This is a genomic window from Micromonospora sp. WMMD730, assembly GCF_049178955.1.
In the GTDB taxonomy this organism is placed as follows: Bacteria; Actinomycetota; Actinomycetes; order Mycobacteriales; family Micromonosporaceae; genus Micromonospora; species Micromonospora wenchangensis.
The window spans coordinates 6,598,534-6,618,583 of record NZ_JBMHML010000002.1; the positions used below are offsets into that span (position 1 = coordinate 6,598,534).

Annotated in this window: 13 protein-coding genes; 1 reads left to right on the top strand and 12 read right to left on the bottom strand. The window is 75.3% G+C overall.

The features are described 5' to 3' along the window. Nucleotides 1-239 precede the first annotated feature (239 nt). Nucleotides 240-3,773 (top strand): BTAD domain-containing putative transcriptional regulator, encoded by a 3,534-nt coding sequence (locus ACN265_RS28090; protein WP_421410592.1) that lies wholly within the window; start codon nt 240-242, stop codon nt 3,771-3,773. On the opposite strand, the gene ACN265_RS28095 is transcribed toward ACN265_RS28090, so the two are convergent. The 12 genes from ACN265_RS28095 to ACN265_RS28150 all read right to left on the bottom strand — a co-directional run bounded on the left by ACN265_RS28095 (nt 3,763) and on the right by ACN265_RS28150 (nt 19,900). Then, nucleotides 3,763-5,187, bottom strand: coding sequence for a hypothetical protein (locus tag ACN265_RS28095; protein ID WP_421410593.1), 1,425 nt, complete (start codon nt 5,185-5,187; stop codon nt 3,763-3,765). The genes ACN265_RS28090 and ACN265_RS28095 overlap by 11 nt on opposite strands. A gap of 12 nt (nt 5,188-5,199) precedes the next feature. After that, nucleotides 5,200-6,525: a hypothetical protein gene (locus ACN265_RS28100; protein WP_421410594.1), complete on the bottom strand. Its 1,326-nt coding sequence runs from the start codon at nt 6,523-6,525 to the stop codon at nt 5,200-5,202. Nucleotides 6,526-6,651: 126 nt separating this feature from the next. After that, complete coding sequence (locus tag ACN265_RS28105; protein WP_421410595.1) at nt 6,652-7,395, bottom strand: hypothetical protein; 744 nt, start codon at nt 7,393-7,395, stop codon at nt 6,652-6,654. A 14-nt stretch (nt 7,396-7,409) separates the two neighbouring features. Further along, a complete protein-coding gene (locus tag ACN265_RS28110) occupies nt 7,410-8,831 on the bottom strand; it encodes a hypothetical protein (RefSeq protein ID WP_204928574.1) in 1,422 nt (473 codons plus the stop codon). A 112-nt stretch (nt 8,832-8,943) separates the two neighbouring features. Further along, nucleotides 8,944-10,230 (bottom strand): NADase-type glycan-binding domain-containing protein, encoded by a 1,287-nt coding sequence (locus ACN265_RS28115; RefSeq protein WP_421410596.1) that lies wholly within the window; start codon nt 10,228-10,230, stop codon nt 8,944-8,946. 613 nt (nt 10,231-10,843) lie between these two features. Beyond that, nucleotides 10,844-11,392 carry a phage tail protein gene (locus ACN265_RS28120; protein ID WP_357933870.1) on the bottom strand — a complete coding sequence of 183 codons (549 nt, stop codon included), beginning with the start codon at nt 11,390-11,392 and terminating at the stop codon, nt 10,844-10,846. Further along, a complete protein-coding gene (locus ACN265_RS28125) occupies nt 11,392-13,332 on the bottom strand; it encodes a putative baseplate assembly protein (RefSeq protein ID WP_421410597.1) in 1,941 nt (646 codons plus the stop codon). The genes ACN265_RS28120 and ACN265_RS28125 overlap by 1 nt, the downstream gene beginning before the upstream one ends. Beyond that, nucleotides 13,332-13,760: a GPW/gp25 family protein gene (locus ACN265_RS28130; protein WP_357933864.1), complete on the bottom strand. Its 429-nt coding sequence runs from the start codon at nt 13,758-13,760 to the stop codon at nt 13,332-13,334. The genes ACN265_RS28125 and ACN265_RS28130 overlap by 1 nt, the downstream gene beginning before the upstream one ends. An 8-nt stretch (nt 13,761-13,768) precedes the next feature. Continuing rightward, nucleotides 13,769-15,694: a phage baseplate assembly protein V gene (locus ACN265_RS28135; protein WP_421410598.1), complete on the bottom strand. Its 1,926-nt coding sequence runs from the start codon at nt 15,692-15,694 to the stop codon at nt 13,769-13,771. 13 nt (nt 15,695-15,707) lie between these two features. After that, complete coding sequence (locus tag ACN265_RS28140; RefSeq protein WP_204928569.1) at nt 15,708-16,838, bottom strand: phage tail protein; 1,131 nt, start codon at nt 16,836-16,838, stop codon at nt 15,708-15,710. Further along, the gene (locus tag ACN265_RS28145) at nt 16,838-17,323 is read right to left on the bottom strand and encodes a phage tail protein (protein WP_088643770.1); all 486 of its coding nucleotides are present in this window, start codon (nt 17,321-17,323) and stop codon (nt 16,838-16,840) included. Before ACN265_RS28145 ends, ACN265_RS28140 begins: the two co-directional genes overlap by 1 nt. A 90-nt stretch (nt 17,324-17,413) precedes the next feature. After that, on the bottom strand, nt 17,414-19,900 hold the full coding sequence (locus ACN265_RS28150; RefSeq protein ID WP_421410599.1) for an eCIS core domain-containing protein: 2,487 nt from the start codon (nt 19,898-19,900) through the stop codon (nt 17,414-17,416). Nucleotides 19,901-20,050 lie beyond the last annotated feature (150 nt).

A 20,050-nucleotide genomic window follows, 5' to 3' on the forward strand; every position in this document is an offset into this window, starting at 1 on the left:
CAACGTTTTGAGCTGCTCAAATGCACGACCGTCCAAAAGTGAGCCGCCGGAGCACCGGCAGAACCGGCAGAACCGTTGCCCCGACGGGCGACCGCTGCTGCCCGATCGGCAGGTTTCGGCGGCGTGTCCCTCGGTGAATGAGTGTGGAAGATCATGGTCATCCGACCGGTCAACCGGCAGAATCATGTGCTGGCCGCGCTGGTGGGAAGGACGCGCAGCCATGACAGGGAGGCCGGTCGATGGCCGACGGCGGTGCTGAGATCCGACGACGACGACTGGGTGCCGGGTTGACCCAGGAGCAGCTGGCCGAACGGGCAGGAATCAGTGTCCGGGCGGTGCGCGACATCGAACAGGGCCGGGTCCGCAACCCCCGGGCCGAATCCCTCCGACGCATCGCCGACGCCGTCGGGCTGCCCCACCTGGAGCCACCCGGCCCCGCGCCACCCGCCGCGTCGGCACCCACCCTCCGCATCGACGTGCTCGGCCCGCTGCGCATCCAGGTCGGGGCCGAACCGGTCGCGCTCGGCGCCAACCGGCAACGGATGCTGCTCGGCCTGCTCGCCCTGCACCCGGACACGATCGTGTCCCGCCACGAGATCGTCGACGTGCTCTGGGGCCACGACCCGCCGGACAGCTGCCTCAACCTCGTCCACACCTACGTCGCCCGGCTGCGCCGGGTGCTGGACCGGCCCGGGAACACCGGCACCACCATCACCCACGTCGGTGGCGGCTACCGGCTCCGGGTCGGCCCCACCCAGCTCGACCTGAGCGAGTTCGCCACCGTGATCGAACGCGCCGAGGGCAGCGTCGCGGGCGACCTGGCCAGCCTGGACCGGCTGGCCGGCGCACTGGCGCTGTGGCGCGGGCCGGTCCTGGCCGACGCGGCGGCGAGCCTGGCCCAGCACCCGACCGCCGTCGCCCTGAACCGTCGCCGCATCGCCACCGCCGTCACCTACGCGACGCTCGCCGTCGACCTGGGACTGCCCGACCGGGCGGTCCGGGAGCTGCACGCGGTGGCCCGCCACGAACCACTGCACGAACAGGTGCACGCCCGGCTCATGCTCGCCCTCGCCGCCTGCGGCCAGCAGGCCCGTGCGCTGACCCTGCACCGCAAGCTGCGGGACCGCCTCGCCGAGCAGCTCGGCGTGGAACCCGGCCCGGAACTGCGCGAGGCACAGCTGCGCATCCTGCGCCAGGACCTGCCCCGGGTGGTCGCCCGCCCGGTCGCCGGTGACGCCCCGGCCGTACGTCCCGGGGCGGCACCGCACCGGCCCGAGACGTCGTCGCCGGCCCGCCCGCCCAGCCACCGCCCGCCGGCACAACTGCCTCCCGACGTCGCCTACTTCACCGGACGCGACACCCAGATGGCCGCGCTCGACGCGCTGCTGGCCGGGGAGACGGCGACCCGGGGTCCGGTGGTCATCTCCGCCATCACCGGGATGGCCGGGGTCGGCAAGACCGCCCTGGCGGTGCACTGGGCGCACCGGGTGCGTCGGCACTTCCCCGACGGGCAGCTCTACGTCAACCTGCGCGGCTACTCGACGGCCAGCCCGGTACGCGAGGAGGAGGCCCTGGCCGGGTTCCTGCACGCGCTCGGGGTGCCGGCCGAGCAGGTGCCGGTCGACGCCGGGCAGGCCGCCGCGCTGCTGCGTACCATGCTGGACGGTCGCCGGATGCTCGTGGTGCTGGACAATGCCGCCAGCGCCGACCAGGTGCGCCCGCTACTGCCCGGCAGCGCCGGCTGCCTGGCGTTGATCACCAGCCGGGACCGGCTCAGCGGGCTCGTCGCGGTCGACGGCGCGCGCCGCATCGATCTCGACGTGCTCACCGCCGCCGAGGCCGGCACCCTGCTCACCAGGATCATCCCGACCGAACGGGTCGCCCGCGCCACCGAGATCGCCGAGCTGGCGACGGTCTGCGCCCGGCTGCCGCTGGCCCTGCGGATCGCCGCCGCCAACCTGATCGACCAGCCCGACCAGTCGATCAGCGCGCACACCGCCCGGCTGACCGCCGGCAACCAGCTCGCCGACCTGCGTATCGAGGGCGACGACCAGGCGGCCGTCCGGGCGGCGTTCGACCTGTCGTACGCCGCCCTGCCCGCCCCGGCACGGCGGCTGTTCCGGCTGCTGGGCACGGCACCCGGGACGGACGTCACGGTGGCCGCCGCCGCCGCGCTGGCCGGGATCGACGAGCCGGTGGCCGCCCGCGAGCTGGACCGGCTCGCCGCCGCGCACCTCGTCGGGCAGGTGGCACCCGGCCGGTACACGTTCCACGACCTGCTGCGGCTCTACGCCCGGGAACGGGCCACCGCCGAGGACCCCGGGCCGGAGCTGCGGGCCGCCACCCGGCGTCTGTACGGCTGGTACCGGCAGCGCACCGAGGCCGCCGCCGTCGCCGTCTACCCGCACCTGGTGCGGTTGCCGCCCGACGGGACCGGACCGGCCGCCGGGGCGTCGCCGTTCCCCACCTCCGCCGGGGCGATGGCCTGGCTGGAGGAGGAACACACCAACCTGATGCGGGTGATCGCGCACGCCGCCGAACCCGACGGCGACCCGGCCGCCTGGCGGATCCCGGACGCGCTGCGCGGCTACTTCCAGTTCCGCCCGCACAGCGACGGACTGGTCGCCGCGACCAGCGCGCTGCACGCCGCGCAGCAGGCCGGCGACCACGCCGGCGAGGCCGCGAGCCGGCTCGGGCTGGCCAGCCTGCACCTGCGTCGCGGCGAGTACGCGGTGGGCCTGTCCCACGCCACCGCCATGATCGACGCGGCGCACCGGGCGGCCTGGCCGGAGGGCCTGGCGGCGGCGTACGGCACCTGCGGGTTGGTGCACCTGCGGGCCGGCCGGCTGGCCGAGGGGGCCGAGCTGACCCGGCTCGCGGTGAGCATCCACGAACGGCTCGGCGGCCCGGAACGGCTCAGCACCAGCCTCGGCAACCTCGGGGTGATCTACCGGGACATGGGACGGCTCCGCGAGGCGGCCGAGGTCTTCCGGCAGGCGTTGACGTTGACCCGCAGCACCGGGATGTGGATGAGCACCGGGATCAGCCTGAGCAACCTGGGTGAGGTGCAGCACGCCCTCGGCCAGCACGACGAGGCCCTCGACCACCTGCGGGAGGCGCTGGAGCTGAGCCGGCGCACCGGTTACCGGCCGACCGAGACGGAGAGCCTGCGCCGGCTGGCGGCGCTGCGCGCGCAGAGCGGTGACCTGGGTCCGGCGACCGAGCTGGCCGACGCCGCGCTGGCCCTCGCCGACCTGATCGGCGACCCCGCCCAGCAGGCCGCCGCCCGCAACGTGCTGGGCGCGATCCACCTGCGCAACGGTGATCCGGCTGCGACGACCGAACACCGGCGGGCGCTCGACCTCGCCCGCTCCGGCGGGGCCCGGGGTGAGGAGGTCGAGGCGCTGATCGGGCTGGCCGAGGTGCACCGGGACACCGATCCGACGGAGGCGGTCGCGCTGGCCCGGCAGGCCCGCGCGGTGGCCCGCGCCGCCGGGTACCGGGTGTGGGAGGGGCACGCGCTGATGGTGGCGGCCGAGGCGCTGCGGGCCACCGGCCCGATGACCGCCGCCCGCACCGCCGAGGAGGCGTTGGCGACCCACCGGGAGACCGGGCACCTGCTCGGCCAGGTCCGCGCGCTGCGGCTGCTGGTCGCGCTCGGCGCGGACGGCGGCGTCGACGCGGCCCAGCAGGCCACGTACCGGCGGGAGATCGCCGAGTTGTCCCGGCGGCTGCGGCCCGCCCGCGACGAGGACGTGCCGGTCAGCCCGTGACGGTGAACCGGCGGCGGCTCTCGTCGTCGAGCGGGGTCAGGGTCGGCCGGCCGGCGGAGTCCACGTCGAACGCCAGCCGGCCCTCGACCGGGACGGTGTCGTCCCCGTGCGACGCGTGCCAACCGATCCGTAGGCGCGGCGGGTGGTCGTCGCCGCCCGGTTCCCAGTCGGGGGTGAGCACCAGCCGGGTCCACGCTCCGGTGCTGTTGCGCACGGCCTGCGGACCGGGCCCGCCGTCGGCCCCGGACACCAGGAGCGCGACCTGTAGCAGGCCGGGGTGCCGCCGTCCCCGGTGCCACAGCACCGGCCACGCCTCCCGGTCGGCCGTCGGGTCGTCGCCGTAGTAGGCGTCGACGTGGGCGGTGCCGTCCTCGGGCGGCCGGTGGGCGGTGCCACGGTCGACGCCGGCCGGGGCGACCAGGTAACGGTGCATGGTGAACCGGAGCCCCAGCAGCAGCCGGACGCCACCGGCCCGCCCCGGCCCCGGGTCGGCCCGGTAGGCCAGCAGCAACGCGCCGGGTTCCGGGGTCGCCGCGTCCAGCATCGCCGTCCGCTGCCCACCTGCCGCGTCGCGGACCGTCAGCGTCTGCGGGCCGTCCAGCCCGTCGAAGCCGGTCACCACGACGGTGTCGTCGGCGTACGACGTCAGCCGGGGCGCGGCGAGCGCGGCCGGGGCGGTGGTGAGCCCGGTCGCGTGCCACACCGGGCGGGCCGCGTCGGGTCGCCGGGCGGCGGCCAGGGGCACCGGCGGCCGGTCGTGCACCCCGGCGTCGACGGGCGTGACGAGGAAGTGGGTGCGGGTCGCCAGGGACCGGTCGGCCACCTCGAACAGCCCGTCGCTGTGCACCAGGAACGACCCCACCTCGTCGTGTTCCGGGGTCAGCAGCACCCCGTCGACAGTGGTCCGCTCGTGGTGCACCCGGTAGCCGACCCGGACCGCCGGCATCGTCCCGTGGCCGGCCTCCAGCCGGGCGGTGAACACCAGCGAACCCACCTCGTTGAACTTGTTGAACGGGTTGCGGCCGGCCGTGACGGCGTGCGGCGACACGCTCAGGTCGGCGACGCCCCAGCAGGGGAAGGACGCCAACGCGGCCTGCCGGGACGACGCCGGGCCGGCCCCGACGTCGGCGGGCACGTAGTCGAACGTGGTGAACCGGACCAGCAGGTCCACGCAGACCCGCTTCGGGCCGGTCGGGCCGCCCCGCCGACGCAGGTAGCGCAGCCAGTACGAGTGCCGCCGCTGCTGCTCGCCCCGGATCATCCCGGTGCCGGCGAGGTAGGGCTGCGCCGGGGTGACCAGGTCCCGCAGGGTCGCCTGCTCGGGGAAGCCGGCACCGGCGAACCCGGTGACCGTGAAGGCGTCGCCCACCGGTGGGTCGGGCCGGTAGCCGACCAGCCGCATCCGACTCGGCACGGTGTCCTCCGCTCAGTTCGTCACGGTCAGGTGGCGGTAGGTCTGCTCGTCGCCGAAGCGGACCAGCGGCCCGCCGGAGGCGTCCACGGTGATCAGGAACGTGCCGCCGAGCGGGGTGCCGGGACCCGTGGCCGGGGCCACCGCCACCTCCGACCAGCGGACCAGCAGGCCCGGCAGGTCGCCGTCCGGGCCGTCGTACCACTCGGGGACGAACCGCAGCCGCGAGCCGACCGACCCGGGCGGGGCGGGGTCGGCGTCGTCGGGCAGCGGGCGCAGCGACACGTCGGCGAACCCGGGGTGCCGGCGGCCGTGGTGGAAGACCACGGCGTCGGCGAACTCGTTCGACTCGACCAGGTACGAGCAGGTGAGCAGGCGCAACGCGAGACGGGCCCGGACCCGGCCGGCCCGCGGGCCCTCGGCCGGGTCGCCGGGCCGGGCGTACTCCACGATCATGCCGTCGTCCCGGGTGTCGACGCCCATCGACGCGCGGTGCCGGCGCGGGTGCCCGTCGTGCCACACCTCGATCTGCGGCGGGCCGGCGACCTGCTCGAATCCCTGCACCTCGACCGCGCCCCGGCGGGCCCGGCCGGTCAGCACCCGCATGGCGGTCACCGGCGGCGGGACGGTGACGCCGGTCGCCCGGTAGACGGTGAGGCTGCGGGTGGGCGGCGGGTCGACCCCGACCAACGGCCGCCCGTGCACCGCACCGCTGACCGGGACCAGCCGCCACGACGAGGACCCGGACGCCGGTTCCAGCGTGACCGCGCCGTCGCTGTGCACGGTCAACGCCCCGGTCTCCTCGTGGCCCGGGGCGACCGCCGGACCGAGCACGGGGTTCTCCGCGTGCCGGACCCGGTACCCGATCCGGATCGCCGGCACCGGGGCACCGGTGCCGGCAGCGGGAGCGAACACCATCGTCGGCTCGAAGACGAGGTGGCCGGGGTCGTTGAACTTGTTGAACGGGTTCCGGCCGCCGGCACCCGTGTCCCGCAGCGAGATGCTCAGGTCCTCGATCCCCCACAGGCCCGGCAGCGGTGCCGCCGACCGGGGCGAGTACCTGTCGGTGCCGGGGCGGTGCCGGTAGGGGAAGGTGCCGAACCGGATCAGGAACTCCGCCGCGACCAGCTTGCGGCCCCCCGGCCCCCGGTGGCGGTAGCGCAGCCAGTAGCAGTGCCGGTGGGTCCGGGTGCCCCGGTCCAGCCACACCGCGCCGTCGAACCCGTCGGGCCACAGGTCGTCGGCGAGGAATTCCCCGACCGGCAGTCCGGCGTCCCGGAAGCCGGTCACGGCGAACCGGTTGCCGGACAGCTCCTCCGGCTCGTACTCGATGCTGGTCACGAGGTGTCGTCCCTGCTCGACCGGTCGACGGGCCCCGGGCACGACGATGGCCGGTCGGTCCATCGGGCCCGCCGGTGGCGGGCCGGGAGCCGCTGGTGGCGCGGTCCCGGCCCGGCACCGGTCGGGTCACACCAGGTCGTACTCGCGGGCCAGGTACTGGAACTTCTCGACGGTCAGCACCGTGGCCAGAACCCGCTGGTCGTCCACCGAGAGGTCGTCCACCTCGTCGTCGACCACCCGGTCGAGCACCTGCCGGGCGGCCTCCGGGTCGAGGTCGGCCAGTGGTTCCGGCGTCGGCCCGACCGACTCGACCTGGTCGGCCGGCCCGACCTGGTCGGCCGGTTCCGGTTCCCCACCGGGGTACGCCGACCCGTCCGGCCCGTGGTCCTGCTGCCCGTAGCCGTCCCGGTCGTAGCCGTGCTGTTCGTAGCCCTGCTGGTGGTCGTGGTCCGGCTGGTCGTAGGACTGCTCGGCCTGGTCGTAGCCGTGCTGCTCGTAGCCGTCCTGGTGGTAGCCGTCCTGGTCGGCGGCCTGGTGCGCGGCGGCGATCCAGTTCTGGGTCACCGAGTCGATCACCCGGGCCATCTCCGCCGCCGGCTCACCCAGCTCGTCGACGGCGAAGATCTGCACCGGCGGGAAGGCGCTGGCGTGGTGGTAGACGGTGTCGTAGAAGTCGGCCAGCCAGCCGTTGCGCTGGTACCAACCCGGGTCGCCCCAGCCCTGCCCGAGCAGGTCCGGCACCTGCTCCCAGCCGGCGTCCGGCTGCTCGGCGAGGATGCCGTGCGCGCTGACCGCCGCCCAGCAGAGGTAGGCGTACGCGTCGTCGAGGCCGGCCGGGCCGGTGGTGTCGAAGGTCTCCGGATAGTTCATCGGTCGTCTCCCCCTCAGCCCGTGACCGTGAAGTACTTGTTGCTGTCGGCGTCGAGCAGGCGGAGCACCGGGCTGCCGGACGAGTCGATCCCGAGGCGGAACTGCCCCTTGTTGCTGTGCTGGCGGCTCCGCCCGTCCGCGCCGGCGTGCTCGGCCGTCCAGTCGATGCGTAGCTGCACCCCGACCTGCCCCGGCACCTCCTCGACGTACGGCCCGAAGAACAACGTCGACTCCTCGTGGTGCCGGTTCTTGACCGCGTCGACGTCGTACTGCCGGCCCTTCTCGCCGACCACCACCGGATCGCCGTGCCCCACCTCCAGCACCCGCAGCGAGACGTTGCGGAAGGCGGTGTAGCGCACCCCGCCCACGTAGACCATCTGCCGGTGGCCGTCGTCGGGCGCGGTGACGTACGAAACCATGGTGAACCGCAGCAGCAGCAACGCCTTGATCTTGGTGCGGACCTTCCGGCCCAGTACGGCCCCGTCGCGGACGTACTCCAGTCGCAGCGACGCCTCGTGCCCCTCGTCGTCCGCCGCCGAGGCGACCACCGGCGGTTGACCGTCGTTGAGGACGGTGATGGTGTTCGGGCCGTCCATCCGCTCGAAGCCGATCACCTTCATGCCCTTGTGCTCGTGCGGGTCGAGCATCCGGCCACCGCGGTCGATCCCACCCAGCTCGATGCGCTGGGCCTTGAGCATGCCGGTCGTGACCGGCTGACCGTCCTCGTCCTCCGGCACGGCCCGGGTCGGGCGGTCGTGCACGCTGCCGCTGAGCGGGGTGATCCGGAAGTGCTTCTCGGTCCGCCCCTCCCCCGGGTTGATCTCGAAGCTGCCGTTGCTGTGCACCAGGAACGCGCCGACGTCGTTGTGGCTCAACCCGAGGGGCGCGCCGAGCAGGTTCTTCGCCTGGTGCTGCACCCGGTAGTTGATCCGCAGGTGGGGCATGCCGCCGTTGACGGCGGCCACCTCGAAGGTCAGGCTGCCGGACTCGTTGAACTTGTTGAACGGGTTACGCCCCCGGCCGGTCGCCAGCAGCGACACGCTCAGGTCGGTGATCCCCCAGAGCGGGTAGTCGCGCAGGATCTCCAGCTCCTGCTCGGTCGGGCCACCCTCACCGTCCTTCGGTACGTAGTCGAAGGTCGTGAAGCGCACCAGCAGCTCCACGCAGACCCGCTTCTTGTCGGTGATCCCGATGCCCCGGCGCACGTAGCGCAGCCAGTAGACGTGCTGCCGGGACTGGCCGCCCTGGACCATGACGAGCTGGCCGTGGGCGATCGGCACCGGTGAGATCAACTGGTTCAGCGGCAGCTCGGTCCGGAACCCGGCGTTGCTGAACCCGTTGACCTGGAACACCCCGTCCGTCAGGCCCTTGGCCTGACCCTGCGCGAACCCGATCATGTTCGCGGTGGTGTTCAGGGCGATGGCGACTTCTGTCACGGATACACCTCCGACGTGGGACCGTCGGGCCGGTCGGCCGACGGTGGTGGTGGTTGTCGGGTGCCGCCGCCGGGGCCCGGTGCCCCGACGTCACCCGCTGCCCGGCGACCGCTCACTCCCGGGCGAAGAACTCGAACTCGCTGACCGTCACGTCGGTGCCCTTCTCGGCCCGGTGCACGTCGGTGACCTGGATCTGCACGGTGGTGACCCCGTCGGCCCCGTCGAGGGTCAACGTCTGGGGCTCCCCGGTGTCCTCGACGGTGAGGGTGTCCGACCGGTTGGTGGAGTAGACCAGGTGCAGGGTCATCGGCCGGTGGGTCGCGGTGTAGTCCTCGGCCGTGCCGGCGGTCACGATCAGCCGCTCCAGGTCGACCTCCGTCGCGAAGCGCAGGGTGACCGTCGGCGGCTTCTCCTTGTCCCAGCGCACCTGCCAGTGCGTGTTGCGGTACTGGTCGACGCTCAGCTCCGGCCCGTGGTCGCGGACCGACGCGCCGCCGGTCACCTGCACCGGCCGGACCGCCACGAACCGGGGGTTGATCTTCCGGTCGGCCCAGTCCCGCGCCCCGGTCACCGGCCCGGACACCGCCCCGTTGATCCGCTCCCGCAGCGGCGGATAGATCAGGTAGGCCACCCCGATCGCGAAGAGCAGCACCGCGGCGACCGCGTTCGACCGCTGGTAGATCGCGTGCAGCACGCCACCGACCCCACCAGGTCGGCCGCCGCCGGGCGCGCCGGGACGGGTCCCGGCCGCGGTGACCCGGGGGCCACGGCGCGGCAGCAGGCGCTGCCACCAGCGTCGACGCACCACCTGGGCGGTCCGCAGCGAGTCGCCGCACCGGCTGCAGAACCGGCGGGTCGGCGCGTTGCCCTCGCCGCACTCGCCGCAGATCAGGTCACCGGGTTGCCGTCGACGGGTGGATGCCTTCGCGCCGACGGTGGCCACCCGGGGCCGGACCGCCTGCGGGCTGACCTCCTCGGGCTCGACGGTCGCGGCGGCGGTGGCCCGGGAGCCGACCCGCCCGTCGATGGCCGGCGCGCCGGGCAGCACGGAGTCGACCGACCCGTCGGCGGCGACCAGGGCGCTGGTGTGCGGCGCGGCACGCGTGTCGCGCCGGGGCGGGGAGGCCGGATTCCTCGGAGCGGTCGGCAGCTTCGCCCCGGCCACCCCCGGCGGCGGGGGCGGCAGCCGGCGCGGCGACCCGACGGCCCCGGTCGGGACGATGTCCGGCGGACCGGCCGGGGTGTCCTCGGCCGGCGACGACGTCCCGCCGGCCGCCGGGTCCACCCCGGACGGGCCGGTACGGGCACCCGGCGGCACGGTACGGGCCGCCCGGTCCGGCAGCCGGGCGGCCGGCACCCCCGGTGGCGGCGGTGGCAACCGGCGCGGCGGCGTCGACACCGGTGCCGGACCGCCGTCGGGCGCAACCGTCGCGGCCGGCCCGCCGGCAGCGGAGGACCCGGCCGGCGACGTCCCCGGCGGCGCGGACCGCACCCCGGGAGAGCCGGTGCCCGGCGGACCGGACCGGACACCCGGCGGACCGGACCCCGGCGGACCCGGCCGCGACCCGGGCGGACCGGACCGGACGCCCGGCGGCGTCGTCACCGGCGGGCCGGGACGCACACCGGGCGGCATCGCACCGGGCGGGCCCAGGCCGGGCGGACCCGGCCGCGTCCCCGGCGGACCCACCCCGGGCGGACCCGGGCGGCCCCCAGCCGGACCCGCCCCCGGCGGCCCGGGACGCAGACCCGGTGGGCCGCCGGGCAGGCCGGCCGCTCCCCGGCCCGGCCCGCTGCCGACCCGCACCACACCCTCGTCGACAGGTGAGCCGCCCGGCGCGGGCGCGATCACCCCGGCGATACGTTGCAGCAGCGTCGGCTTCTGCCGAAGCTCCTGCTCCGCATCCTGGACCGTCTCGACCGGAATCTTCGGCACGGTCTTCTCGCCGGTCCACTCCAGAAAGCTGCCGCAGGACCCGCAGAAGGTGTCCGCGTCACCGTTGTGGTTGCCGCACTCACGACAGATGATCATGGTCGAGCACCTCCAGGGTCGTCGTCACGTGCGCCGGGACGACCGCGCGGCACAGCTCGTCGAGGGCGTGCCGGGCCACCGCCGCCGGATCGTCCACCCGCACCCGGACGTGCACCCGGGCCGGTGGCAGCGAGTCCGGCAGCGGCTCCGGCCGGGTCGACCAGGACACCCCGGTCGAGTCGAGGACCTCCACCTCGCCCCCGGTCGCCAGCTCCAGGGCCATCCGCAGCCCGGCGACCGTCCCGCGCAGCCGGTGCGCGGCGACCGCGCCGGCCACCATCGCGCGCTGCCGCCCGACCGGCCAGTTCTCGTCGAGCTGGGCACCGACCCAGTGGCCGAGCCAGAGCAGGAAGTCCGGCGGGGTCAGCGCCGGGTCCAGGTACGCGTCGAGACAGTCGAGGGTGGACACCACCGGCGCGAGCACCTCGTCCAGCCCCTCGGTCCAGCGCACCAGCAGGTCGTCCTCCTGCAACAGGGCGGGCAGGAAACCGGCGATCGGGTACGGCATCGCCACGTCGACCGGGCCGCGCATCAGTGCTCCTCCACCCGGAGCTGGTGGTCGAAGGAGAAGACCAGGCTGTCCGGCTCCAGGTCGATCCGGCCCGCCTCGATGCCCCGCTCACCGGTCACCGGGTTCGCGGTGAACAGCCGCAGGTCCTCCACCAGCTCCACCCCGCGTACCCGCTGCAATACGGCGAAGAGTTCCCCGGCCTGCACCGGACGCCCGAACGGCCAGCCCCGACCGTCCGGGCCACCGCCGGTCAGCGGGCTGAGGAAGCCGTACAGGGCGGCCAGGCCCTCCTCGCGGACCCGCTCGACGACGACCCGGGGCCGGGCGACTACCCGGGCCACCACGGTCACCCCCCGGTAGCGGGGCGGCTCGACGACCACCCGGGTGCCGATCAGCCGGGTGGCGTCCAGCCGCCCGGCCACCCGGGCGAGGCTCGACTCGGCCGGGATCAGGTCCTCCAGCCGCAGCCGCCCGTCCTGCGCGGGCGCCGCCGGCACCACCAGCAGCCGCGCCACCGGTGGCCCGTCACCGTTGCTCGGCACGCAGCGGACCCGGGCCAGCTCCGGGGCGGCCTCCCGGGCCAGCACCTCGTGGTCCTCGGCGGTCACCGCGCGACTGCGGCTGCGCAAGGTCAGTGGGCCCCGGCGGCGGGCCTCGTCCAGGGTCTCGCCGTCCACCCCGCCGCTGGCCGGGTGCCGGTTCTCCACCCCGGCGACGTACGGGATCGAGGTCCGCAACGCGGTGACCGCGCCGACGCCGACGTTGCCCCGGCTGCCGCCGCCCACCGCGTAGCGGCGCAGCCGCAGCCGACCGCCCCGGGGCGGCACCGCGCCGTAGCGGCGCAACGTGCCGTCGGGTTGCCGGACGGCCGGGCCGAACACCACCTCACCGGCCACCCCGTCGAGCAGGAAGTGCCGGTCCTCGGGGCCGCTGCCGGCGAAGTGCTCGACCGGCGACCACCGCTGCCAGCCGTCGTCGGAACTGACCTCCAGCACCGGGTCGCCGAAGCCGGCCAGCACCGGCCGGCGGGTCAGCGTGAACCGCTGGCCGGGCACCCCCTCGGAGTCGCCGAGTTCCTCGTCGTCCACCAGGTCGGCGTGCACCGCCTCGGTGGTGCCGCCGACGGTGTTCGCGGCCAACCCGAGGACCACCGGGGAGGCGCTGTAGCCGGGCTGCCCCTCCTGCGGGGTGACCACCCGGGCCCGCAGCCAACCGGCCAGTTCCCCGTCGACCAGGGTCGCCTGGTGTCCGGCGGGCACGTGCAGCAGGATCGCGCCGGGACGGTTCAATGCGCCGGTCTCGTCCAGCCCGACCTCGCATTCGAGCCAGCCGTCGGTGCCACGCGCCTCCCAACGCAGCGGCGGGTGCAGCGGGTTGACCCCGACGCCGTCGACCCGGCCCTCGAACTCCAGCCGCACCGCGCAGCCGCCGACCGCCCGGTCCAGCCCGATCAGCAGCTCGTCGCCGGGCTGCGGCACCGGGGAGAACGCGGCCACCGGGCCGCCCAGTTCCAGGGCACCGGTCTGGTCGGTGATCCCGTCGGCGGTCCGGACCCGCAGCCGGGTCAACGCGCAGGGCGGCACAGCGAGGTCGGCGAGGGTGGCGAAGACCAGGGGGTCCCCGCCGTCGCCGACGGTCACCGCCCGCGTCCCCGCCGGCACGACCTGGGTGGCGCGGGCCGGGGTGGACAGCCAGAAGGTCAGCGTGGTCCTGGCTGCCGTGGGCGGCACCAGGCGTACCCCGATCAGCTCCAGGAACTTCACGTAGAGCCGGTCGGGCACCCGGTTGAGCCGGTAGATGAGCTGGTCGGTCAGGGACGCGAACGTCTCGATCAGGGTGATCCCCGGGTCGGCCGGGTGCAGGTCCGTCCACTCCGGGCAGCGGTCGGCGATCAACCGGCGGGCGTCACCGACCAGGTCGTCGAAGCCCCGGTCGTCGAGGTCGGGGGCGGGCAGCGCCATCAGCCGAGCACCCCCGTACCGGTCAGTTCCCGGTCGCCGGGGAGGGTCCGCAGGTTGAGCCCGAGGGTGCCGGGCTCGTCGGTGTCGCGTACCCGGTAGCGGACCTCGATGTGCAGCAGCCCGTCGCCGCCGGCCGGGTCCTCGGTGACGGTGACGTCGTCGATCTCGGCCCGGGTCTCCCAGCGTTCCAGGGCGGCGCGCACCTCCACCGCCACCGCCCGCCGGGTCTGCCCGGTGACCGGCTCGAAGACGAAGTCGCGCAGCCGGGAGCCGAACTCCGGGCGCATCGGGCGCTCCCCCGGGTAGGTCGCCAGGATCACGCACATCGCCTGCTCCAGCAGGGCGGTGCCGCTGATCGTGGCGAGCCGGCCGTTGGGCTGGACCCGCAGCGGAAAGGCACACCCGGTGCCGATGACGTCGGCCTGCATGGCACTCCTCAGTTGAGCTGGATGGGTTTGCCCTTGATGGCGGTCGACGCGGTGCCGCTGATGTTGACCTGCGTACCGCTGATGTCGACCGTCTTGCCCTTGAGCTTCAGGCTGGTGCCGCCGTCGAGGGTGAGGCTGCCGCCCGGACCGGCCTTGATCTCCACGGCGGTCTGTCCGGTGCACTCGATCAGCAACTTGCCGGGTTTGTCGGGCGCGCAGCGCAGGGTCACCGTGCCGGCCACCTGGTCCATCGCCAGCGAGAGCTTGTCGCCCTTGGTACCGAGGACCACGTCGGCGGCGGTCGGCTGCCCCTTGCCGCCGGGCGGCACCTCGTCGTGGAAGACCAGCCGGCTGCCCGACGGCGACAGCAGGCCCCGCCGGATCACCGAACTGGTCTGCCCCACCGACTTCACCCCGCTCGCCCCCGGCTTCGTCGACGACGTCTGCCCGCCGTCCAGGCCGTACCCGGTGTGCCGGCTGGGCAGGCTGCCGAGCACGTACGGGCGGCGTACGTCGCCGAACTCGAACGCGACGAGCACCTGGTCACCCGGCTCCGGCACGAAGAACGCGCCACCGGTCGGGCCGGCGAAGAGCTGCCCCACCGGCGCCCAGTCGGTTTCGTGGTCCGGCGACAGCCAGGGCAACGCCAGGGTGACCCGGCCCAGGTTCTGCGGGTCCTTGACGTTGCTGACCACCCCGCAGACCACCCCGTCGATCCGGGCCGGACCGCCCGGGTCACCACCGCCGGTGTCCGCCAGTCCGAGCAGCGACCGGTCCTGCGTCCCGCCGATGGTGAACTCGGTGCGGTAGCCCTCCCCAGACTCGTCGAAGACGTGCCGGGCGGCGCTGAGCGTCCAGGTGCCGGCGAACGGGGCCGGCACCCCGTCCACCCTGACCGCCTTGCCGGCGACCAGCCGGGCGTCGCCCAGCGCCTCCCCCTCCGCCTCGGCGAACCCGCCACCAACGCTGGCGGCGAGCCCCTTCGCGACCTGGGTGACCGCGCCGTCGGCCCGGCCGGGCACGGGCAGTCCCCGGCCGACCAGGACGTGCGCGCGGGGTCCGGGGGCCGGCCCGACGTCACCGACCGCGCTGTTGCCGGCCCGTGGCGGTGCCGCCGTGCTCCGGGGGACGAACGTGTCGGCGGCGGCGGTCGGCGTCCGGCCGGCCAGGCTCACCCCGTCGGCGGTGGTCGCGGTACGGCTCGCCACCGTCGTCGCCGCGACCGGGTCCCAGGCGCGGACCTCGACCTCGGGGGCGAGGTTGCCGGCGCTGACCCGGGGCAGGAAGCGGCGCAGGTTGCCCCGGAAGGTCAACGGCACCGGGCTGCCGGCCCGGCGGGCGGTGGCCGCCCGGCGGAAGTGGAACCGGTCCCCGTCGGCGCCGATCTCGTAGCCGATCTCCCGGGCGCGGGCGCTGAGGAACTCCCAGTCGGTCTGGGCGACCTGGGAGAGGTGGGCCAGCCGGCCGGTGGTGGCGTCGATCGTGCCGACCGACAGTTTCGCGGCGGTCGCCACCTGCCGGGCCACGTCGGCATCCGACTGGTTGAGGAAGGTACGGGTCCGCCGTACCCGGTGCAGCCGGTGGTCGTGGGTGTAGCCGCGCACCACCACGTGGGCGCTGACGTCCACGAAGTGCCCCTCCACGGCGGTCACCTCGCCGCTGATCAGCCGGTGCTCGGCCGAGCCGTCCCCGGTCGGGCCGAAGACCTGCACGGCGGTGCCCAGCTCCAGTCCGGCCGTGCGCAGCACGCTGCCGTCCAGGTCGGCGAAGGTCAGCTCGAACATGTCCGGCAGGGCGGCCTGGGTGTCCACCACCACCCGTACCAGCTGGTCGGCGGCGGCCGTCGGCAGCGCCCGGCCGGCGGTGCCGACGGTGACCCGGGGGCGCAGCGTCGCCGTACCCCAGAGCAGGCCGTGCCGGTCGATCGCGGTCATCGTCTCGCCCCCACTACCGCCGCGCCCCGACGGACGCGCCCCTGGCCTGCGCCCGCATCGGGTCGTCCAGGCCGCTGGCCAGCGCCCGCTGCCGCCACTGCGCCGGGTCGGTCCGCACCGACCGGGTGGGCACCGGGCCGCCGCGCTTGGGGAAGATCTCCCCCTCGATCACGATCAGGTCCAGGGTGGCCTGGGCCCGCACCGGCTGCCCGTCACCGTCGAACCGGGTCAGGTTGACGTTCAGCGTGCTCAGGTTGACGGCCATCGACAGCTTTCCCCAGGTGAAGGTCAACCGGGGCAGCTCGATGCTGGACGCGGTGCGGCTCTGCTCGTCGACGCTCGGCGGGCCGGAGAAGGCGATCAGCTTCTGCACGTCCTGGGCCACCCCCGCGCCGACCAGCAGCACCTCACCGGCCATCACCCGCAACGCGGTGTCGGAGGTGAGTTCCACCCCCCGGCCCCGGCCGACGAGCTGGGACGCCCGGGAGGAGCGGGTGATGCCCATCTTGGCCGGGTTGTAGGAGAACGCGACCCGACCGAGCGTCGGCGACGACAGGGTCGCCGTCTCCGCTTTGGCCTGCAGGTCGGGGAAGAACCCCTCGTGCACCAGCTCCAGCCGTTCCACCGCGACCTGGTTGCTGTCCGAGGAGAGGTCCGGGCCCGTCCACGACGACGGCCGTACGCCGTAGAGCAGCCAGCTGGTGACCGGTTCGCCGTCGGCGTCGAGCAGGGTGATCCGGGCGGTGGTCCGGGTGTCGTCGCCGGTGCCGTCCTGCCACGAGCGCAGCACCCCGACCAGCCACTGTTGCAGTTGCGCGGAACTCTCCCGGTGCACCGCCCGTTCCAGCACGACCGGGGCGTAGCTGACCTCGCCGGGCAGGTGGTACTGGCCGACGTAGTCGCCGGTCACCCGGACCACCTCGGGCCGGAAGTCGGCCCGCAGGCCCCGGCAGGAACGCCACAGCCCGATCGGGACGTCACCGATGGTCACCTGGAAACGCATCGCCAGGCCGAGCTTGAGGGTCCGCTTGACCCCCGGCCCGTCGCGGAACATCTGGAGCAGGCCGCCTGCGGCGAGCCCCTGCGCGGTCTGGCTCGGGTCGCCCAGCATCCCGCCGAGCTGGCCTGCGGAGACGGCGGCCATCAGAGCGAGAACTTCACGTCGTCGTGCAGGAAGCCGGTGTGCGCCAGTTCCAGCGTCTCGACCGCCACCCCGCTGTGGCTCGGGTCGAGTTCCGACACCGACCAGCCGACCGGGAAGAAGTGCTTCAGGTCCCAGCCGACGATCTTCAGGCCGACGCTGTCGACGAGCTGGATCGTGCCGCTGAGCGGGCGGTACCGGTTGGCCTGCTGGCAGAGCCACTCCTGGACGACCTGGGAGTCGAAGCAGACCGCCCGGCTGAGCCGGATCCGGCTGTAGGTCGGCTCACCCACGTACGTGAAGACGTCGTTGCTGTCCCCGGCCCGGTACTCGCAGACCTGCCAGGTCACCCCCAGCCCGGAGACCCGGGACCAGGAGCCGAGGTTGTACCGCTCGTCGTCGATGACCACGAGGTACCTGTGGTTGACGCCGGTGACCTCGAAGAAGCCGCCCATCAAGCGGGCCGCGGTGGAAAGACCGCCTGCCATCGTTTCGCCCTCCTCGTCGCCTCGTCCTGGTCCCGCGTCCGTGCGGTCGTGCGTCGTGCCGCCCGGCGTGCGTCGTGCCGCCCGGCGTGCTCAGCGGAACTGGGTCAGCCGTCCGCTGCGTTCCCGGTCGACAAGCAGCTCCTGCCGCAGCCGTCCGCGTAACCGCCCGTACAGGCGGCCAGCCAGTTCCTCCAGGTCGTCGGGGTTCTCCAGGTCTACCGGCCGGCCCGGCGACCGGTCCGGCACCCGGTCGGCCTCCTGGTCCAGCCGGGCCGCCGTGGCCCGTCCCCGGTCGGCCACCGTGCGCAGCTCGGCCCGCAGCCGCTCGACCGCGTCGCGTACCTCGGCGATCCGGCCCGCGCTGCGGTCGATCGCGGGTGCCGCCGTCGCTGCTGCCACCTCGGCCCGCAGGGCGTCCGACGGCGGCCCGGCCGGCGGATCGGCGGCCTGGTCCTGCTGCTGGTCGAGTTCGCCCCGCACCAGCGCCCGCAGGTCGTCGAGGGTGGCCGCCGGGGTGTCCATCGACGCCCGCTGGAGCGGCTGGGCGGCGGTCGGCGGGCCGGTCGGCGCTGCCGGGGGTACGCCTCCCGCACCGGGCTTCGCCTGCCAGGTCAGCCCGCCGCCGGGGGTGGTGCCCCAGGTCCCGGCGGCACCCGGGGGTGTCGGCGCGGCACCCCCGCCGGCCAGCGGTGCGACGGGTGGCAGCGGGCCTCCGGCACCCGGCCCACCGCCGTCGCCGAAGGCGTGCTCGGCGGCGAGGGCACGCGCCTCCAGGTCCCGGCCGGTGCCGGTCGACTCGGCCGGTGGTGTCGCCCCGAACGCCCGTTGCTGCACCACGTGGGCCAGCTCGTGGGCGAGCAGCGCGCGGGCGGGCGGCGCGTCCAGCGGCCCGGCCGAGGCCGGCAGCAGCACCTCACCACCCCGGGTCGCCGCCCGCGCTCCGGCCTGCTGCACCACCTCCGTGGCCGCCGCGCCCCGCCACACCGGCACCGCCGCGACGTCCACGCCGTACCGCTGCCGGAAGCCGTCCACCAGGGCCGCCGGCACCTGCTCCGGAAGCTCCGGGTCGCCCACCGCAGTAGGCGGCGGACCCGCGCGGTGCGCCAGCGGCCCGGCCCCCTGCACCGTGGTCGGTGCCGGGCCCGGCCGGTCGTCCGCCACCGTCGGCACGGCCGTGACGACCCCGACGGGGTACGCCGGGACCTGCGCGTCCATGGCTGGTACGACCGTCGGCCGGCCGACCCGCTCGGCCGACGGTACGGGTGGGTGCGGGACGCCGGACGGCACCGTTTCCGCCTGTCCCGGGCCGGCCGACGGTCCCTGCCCGGCCCGGCCGTGCTCCCGGTCCACTCCCGACTCAGGCCCGGCCGGCGTGGACCGTTCCGGACGCCGGGTGAGGAAGAAGGACGGCGGCGGGGACACCGGCTCGGGGCGGTGGGTGTCCCGCCCCACCGGTGGGGCGGTCCGATAGTCCCCGGTGTCGCGCGCTGCCGCCGGACCCGGCCGCTCCTCCGCGATGTCGCGCCCCGCCGGTCCTGGCTGGCCCTCCGACGCCAGCCGCTCCGCAGGGTCCGCGACTGGCCGGCTCCCGGACGCCGGCCACTGGTCAGGGTCCGGGAGTGGCCGCTTCCCGGACGCCGGCCGCTCGGCGGGGTCCGCGACTGGCCGGTTCCCGGACCTCGGCCAGTCGGCCGGGTCCGCGCGCCGGGTCGGTGCCGTGGCACCTGCGGTCACGCCGTCCCGGGTCCCTCCGGCCGGGTGTGCCGGCGGTGCGGCTGCCGATCCGGCCACGGCACCGGCCTCGTCGAGGGTCCCGCCCCGGTGGTCCGCCGGCCCGGTCACCCGCGCCGGGTACTCCGGGCGGTCCTGCCCGACGCCCGCCGGCCGGTCCTGCCCACCGCCCGGCGAGCCGTCCCGCCGACGGTCGGTGGGGGCGTCGCGGTCGCTGCCGGTGGCCTCGTCCGGGCCGATCCGGCTGCCCGGTTCGGGCTGGTCCCGGGTGGCGGACCCGCCTTCCCGGGTGGCGGGCCCGGCGGGCCGCTCCGGGGCGACGGCGGGCGGGGCGGTCGTGCCACCCGGATCGGCTGATCCCTGGTCCGCCGGGGAGGCCGGCTCCTGGTGCGGTCGCGCCGTCGTCGGCCGGGCGGTGCGGCCCCGACGTCCGGCGAAGGCCACCTCGACCGGGCGCACCTCACCGGTCGACGGCGGGGTCCCCTCCGGATCGCTCCGACCGTCGTGACCCGGGGCGGCGGTGGCCGTGCCCCGGCCGGTGTCCGGCAGCCCCGGCCGGGCACGCCCGCCGCCGGCCGACGCCCGGGACTCCTCGGCGGCCCGGGTGGCCTCCGCCGCCAGGTAGGCGACCTCGAATCCCGGCGGCGGCCAGACCTGCGCGGTGGGCAGACCGGCGGCGGCGAACTGCGCTGCCGCCCGGGCGGCTGCGGCATCCTCCCCGGCCCCGTCGGATCGCCCGGCGGACGGTGGTTGCTGCGCATTCTCCGGCCCACCCGTCGGACCCGGTGCCGGGAAGGCACCCTCTCCCCCGGGCCTGTTCGCCGCCCCGCTCGGGCCACGCTGCACCGTCGAACGCTGGTCTACGGCCGGACCACCGGCCACGTTCCACCCCGCGTCCGGCGACGAACCGCCGTCCCCCGCCGGACCCGGAATCGCCCCCGGTACCACCGCCGGCCCGTGGCCGAAGACCGGACCGTGGCCGGAAGTCACGCCACG

Excerpts from the sequence above, each read along its gene's own strand:
- ACN265_RS28090 (WP_421410592.1), top strand. The coding sequence starts at position 240 with ATGGCCGACGGCGGTGCTGAGATCCGACGACGACGACTGGGTGCCGGG.
- ACN265_RS28105 (WP_421410595.1), bottom strand. The coding sequence starts at position 7,395 with ATGAACTATCCGGAGACCTTCGACACCACCGGCCCGGCCGGCCTCGAC.
- ACN265_RS28120 (WP_357933870.1), bottom strand. The coding sequence starts at position 11,392 with ATGCGCGGCCCGGTCGACGTGGCGATGCCGTACCCGATCGCCGGTTTC.
- ACN265_RS28125 (WP_421410597.1), bottom strand. The coding sequence starts at position 13,332 with ATGGCGCTGCCCGCCCCCGACCTCGACGACCGGGGCTTCGACGACCTG.
- ACN265_RS28130 (WP_357933864.1), bottom strand. The coding sequence starts at position 13,760 with ATGCAGGCCGACGTCATCGGCACCGGGTGTGCCTTTCCGCTGCGGGTC.
- ACN265_RS28135 (WP_421410598.1), bottom strand. The coding sequence starts at position 15,694 with ATGACCGCGATCGACCGGCACGGCCTGCTCTGGGGTACGGCGACGCTG.
- ACN265_RS28140 (WP_204928569.1), bottom strand. The coding sequence starts at position 16,838 with ATGGCCGCCGTCTCCGCAGGCCAGCTCGGCGGGATGCTGGGCGACCCG.
- ACN265_RS28145 (WP_088643770.1), bottom strand. The coding sequence starts at position 17,323 with ATGGCAGGCGGTCTTTCCACCGCGGCCCGCTTGATGGGCGGCTTCTTC.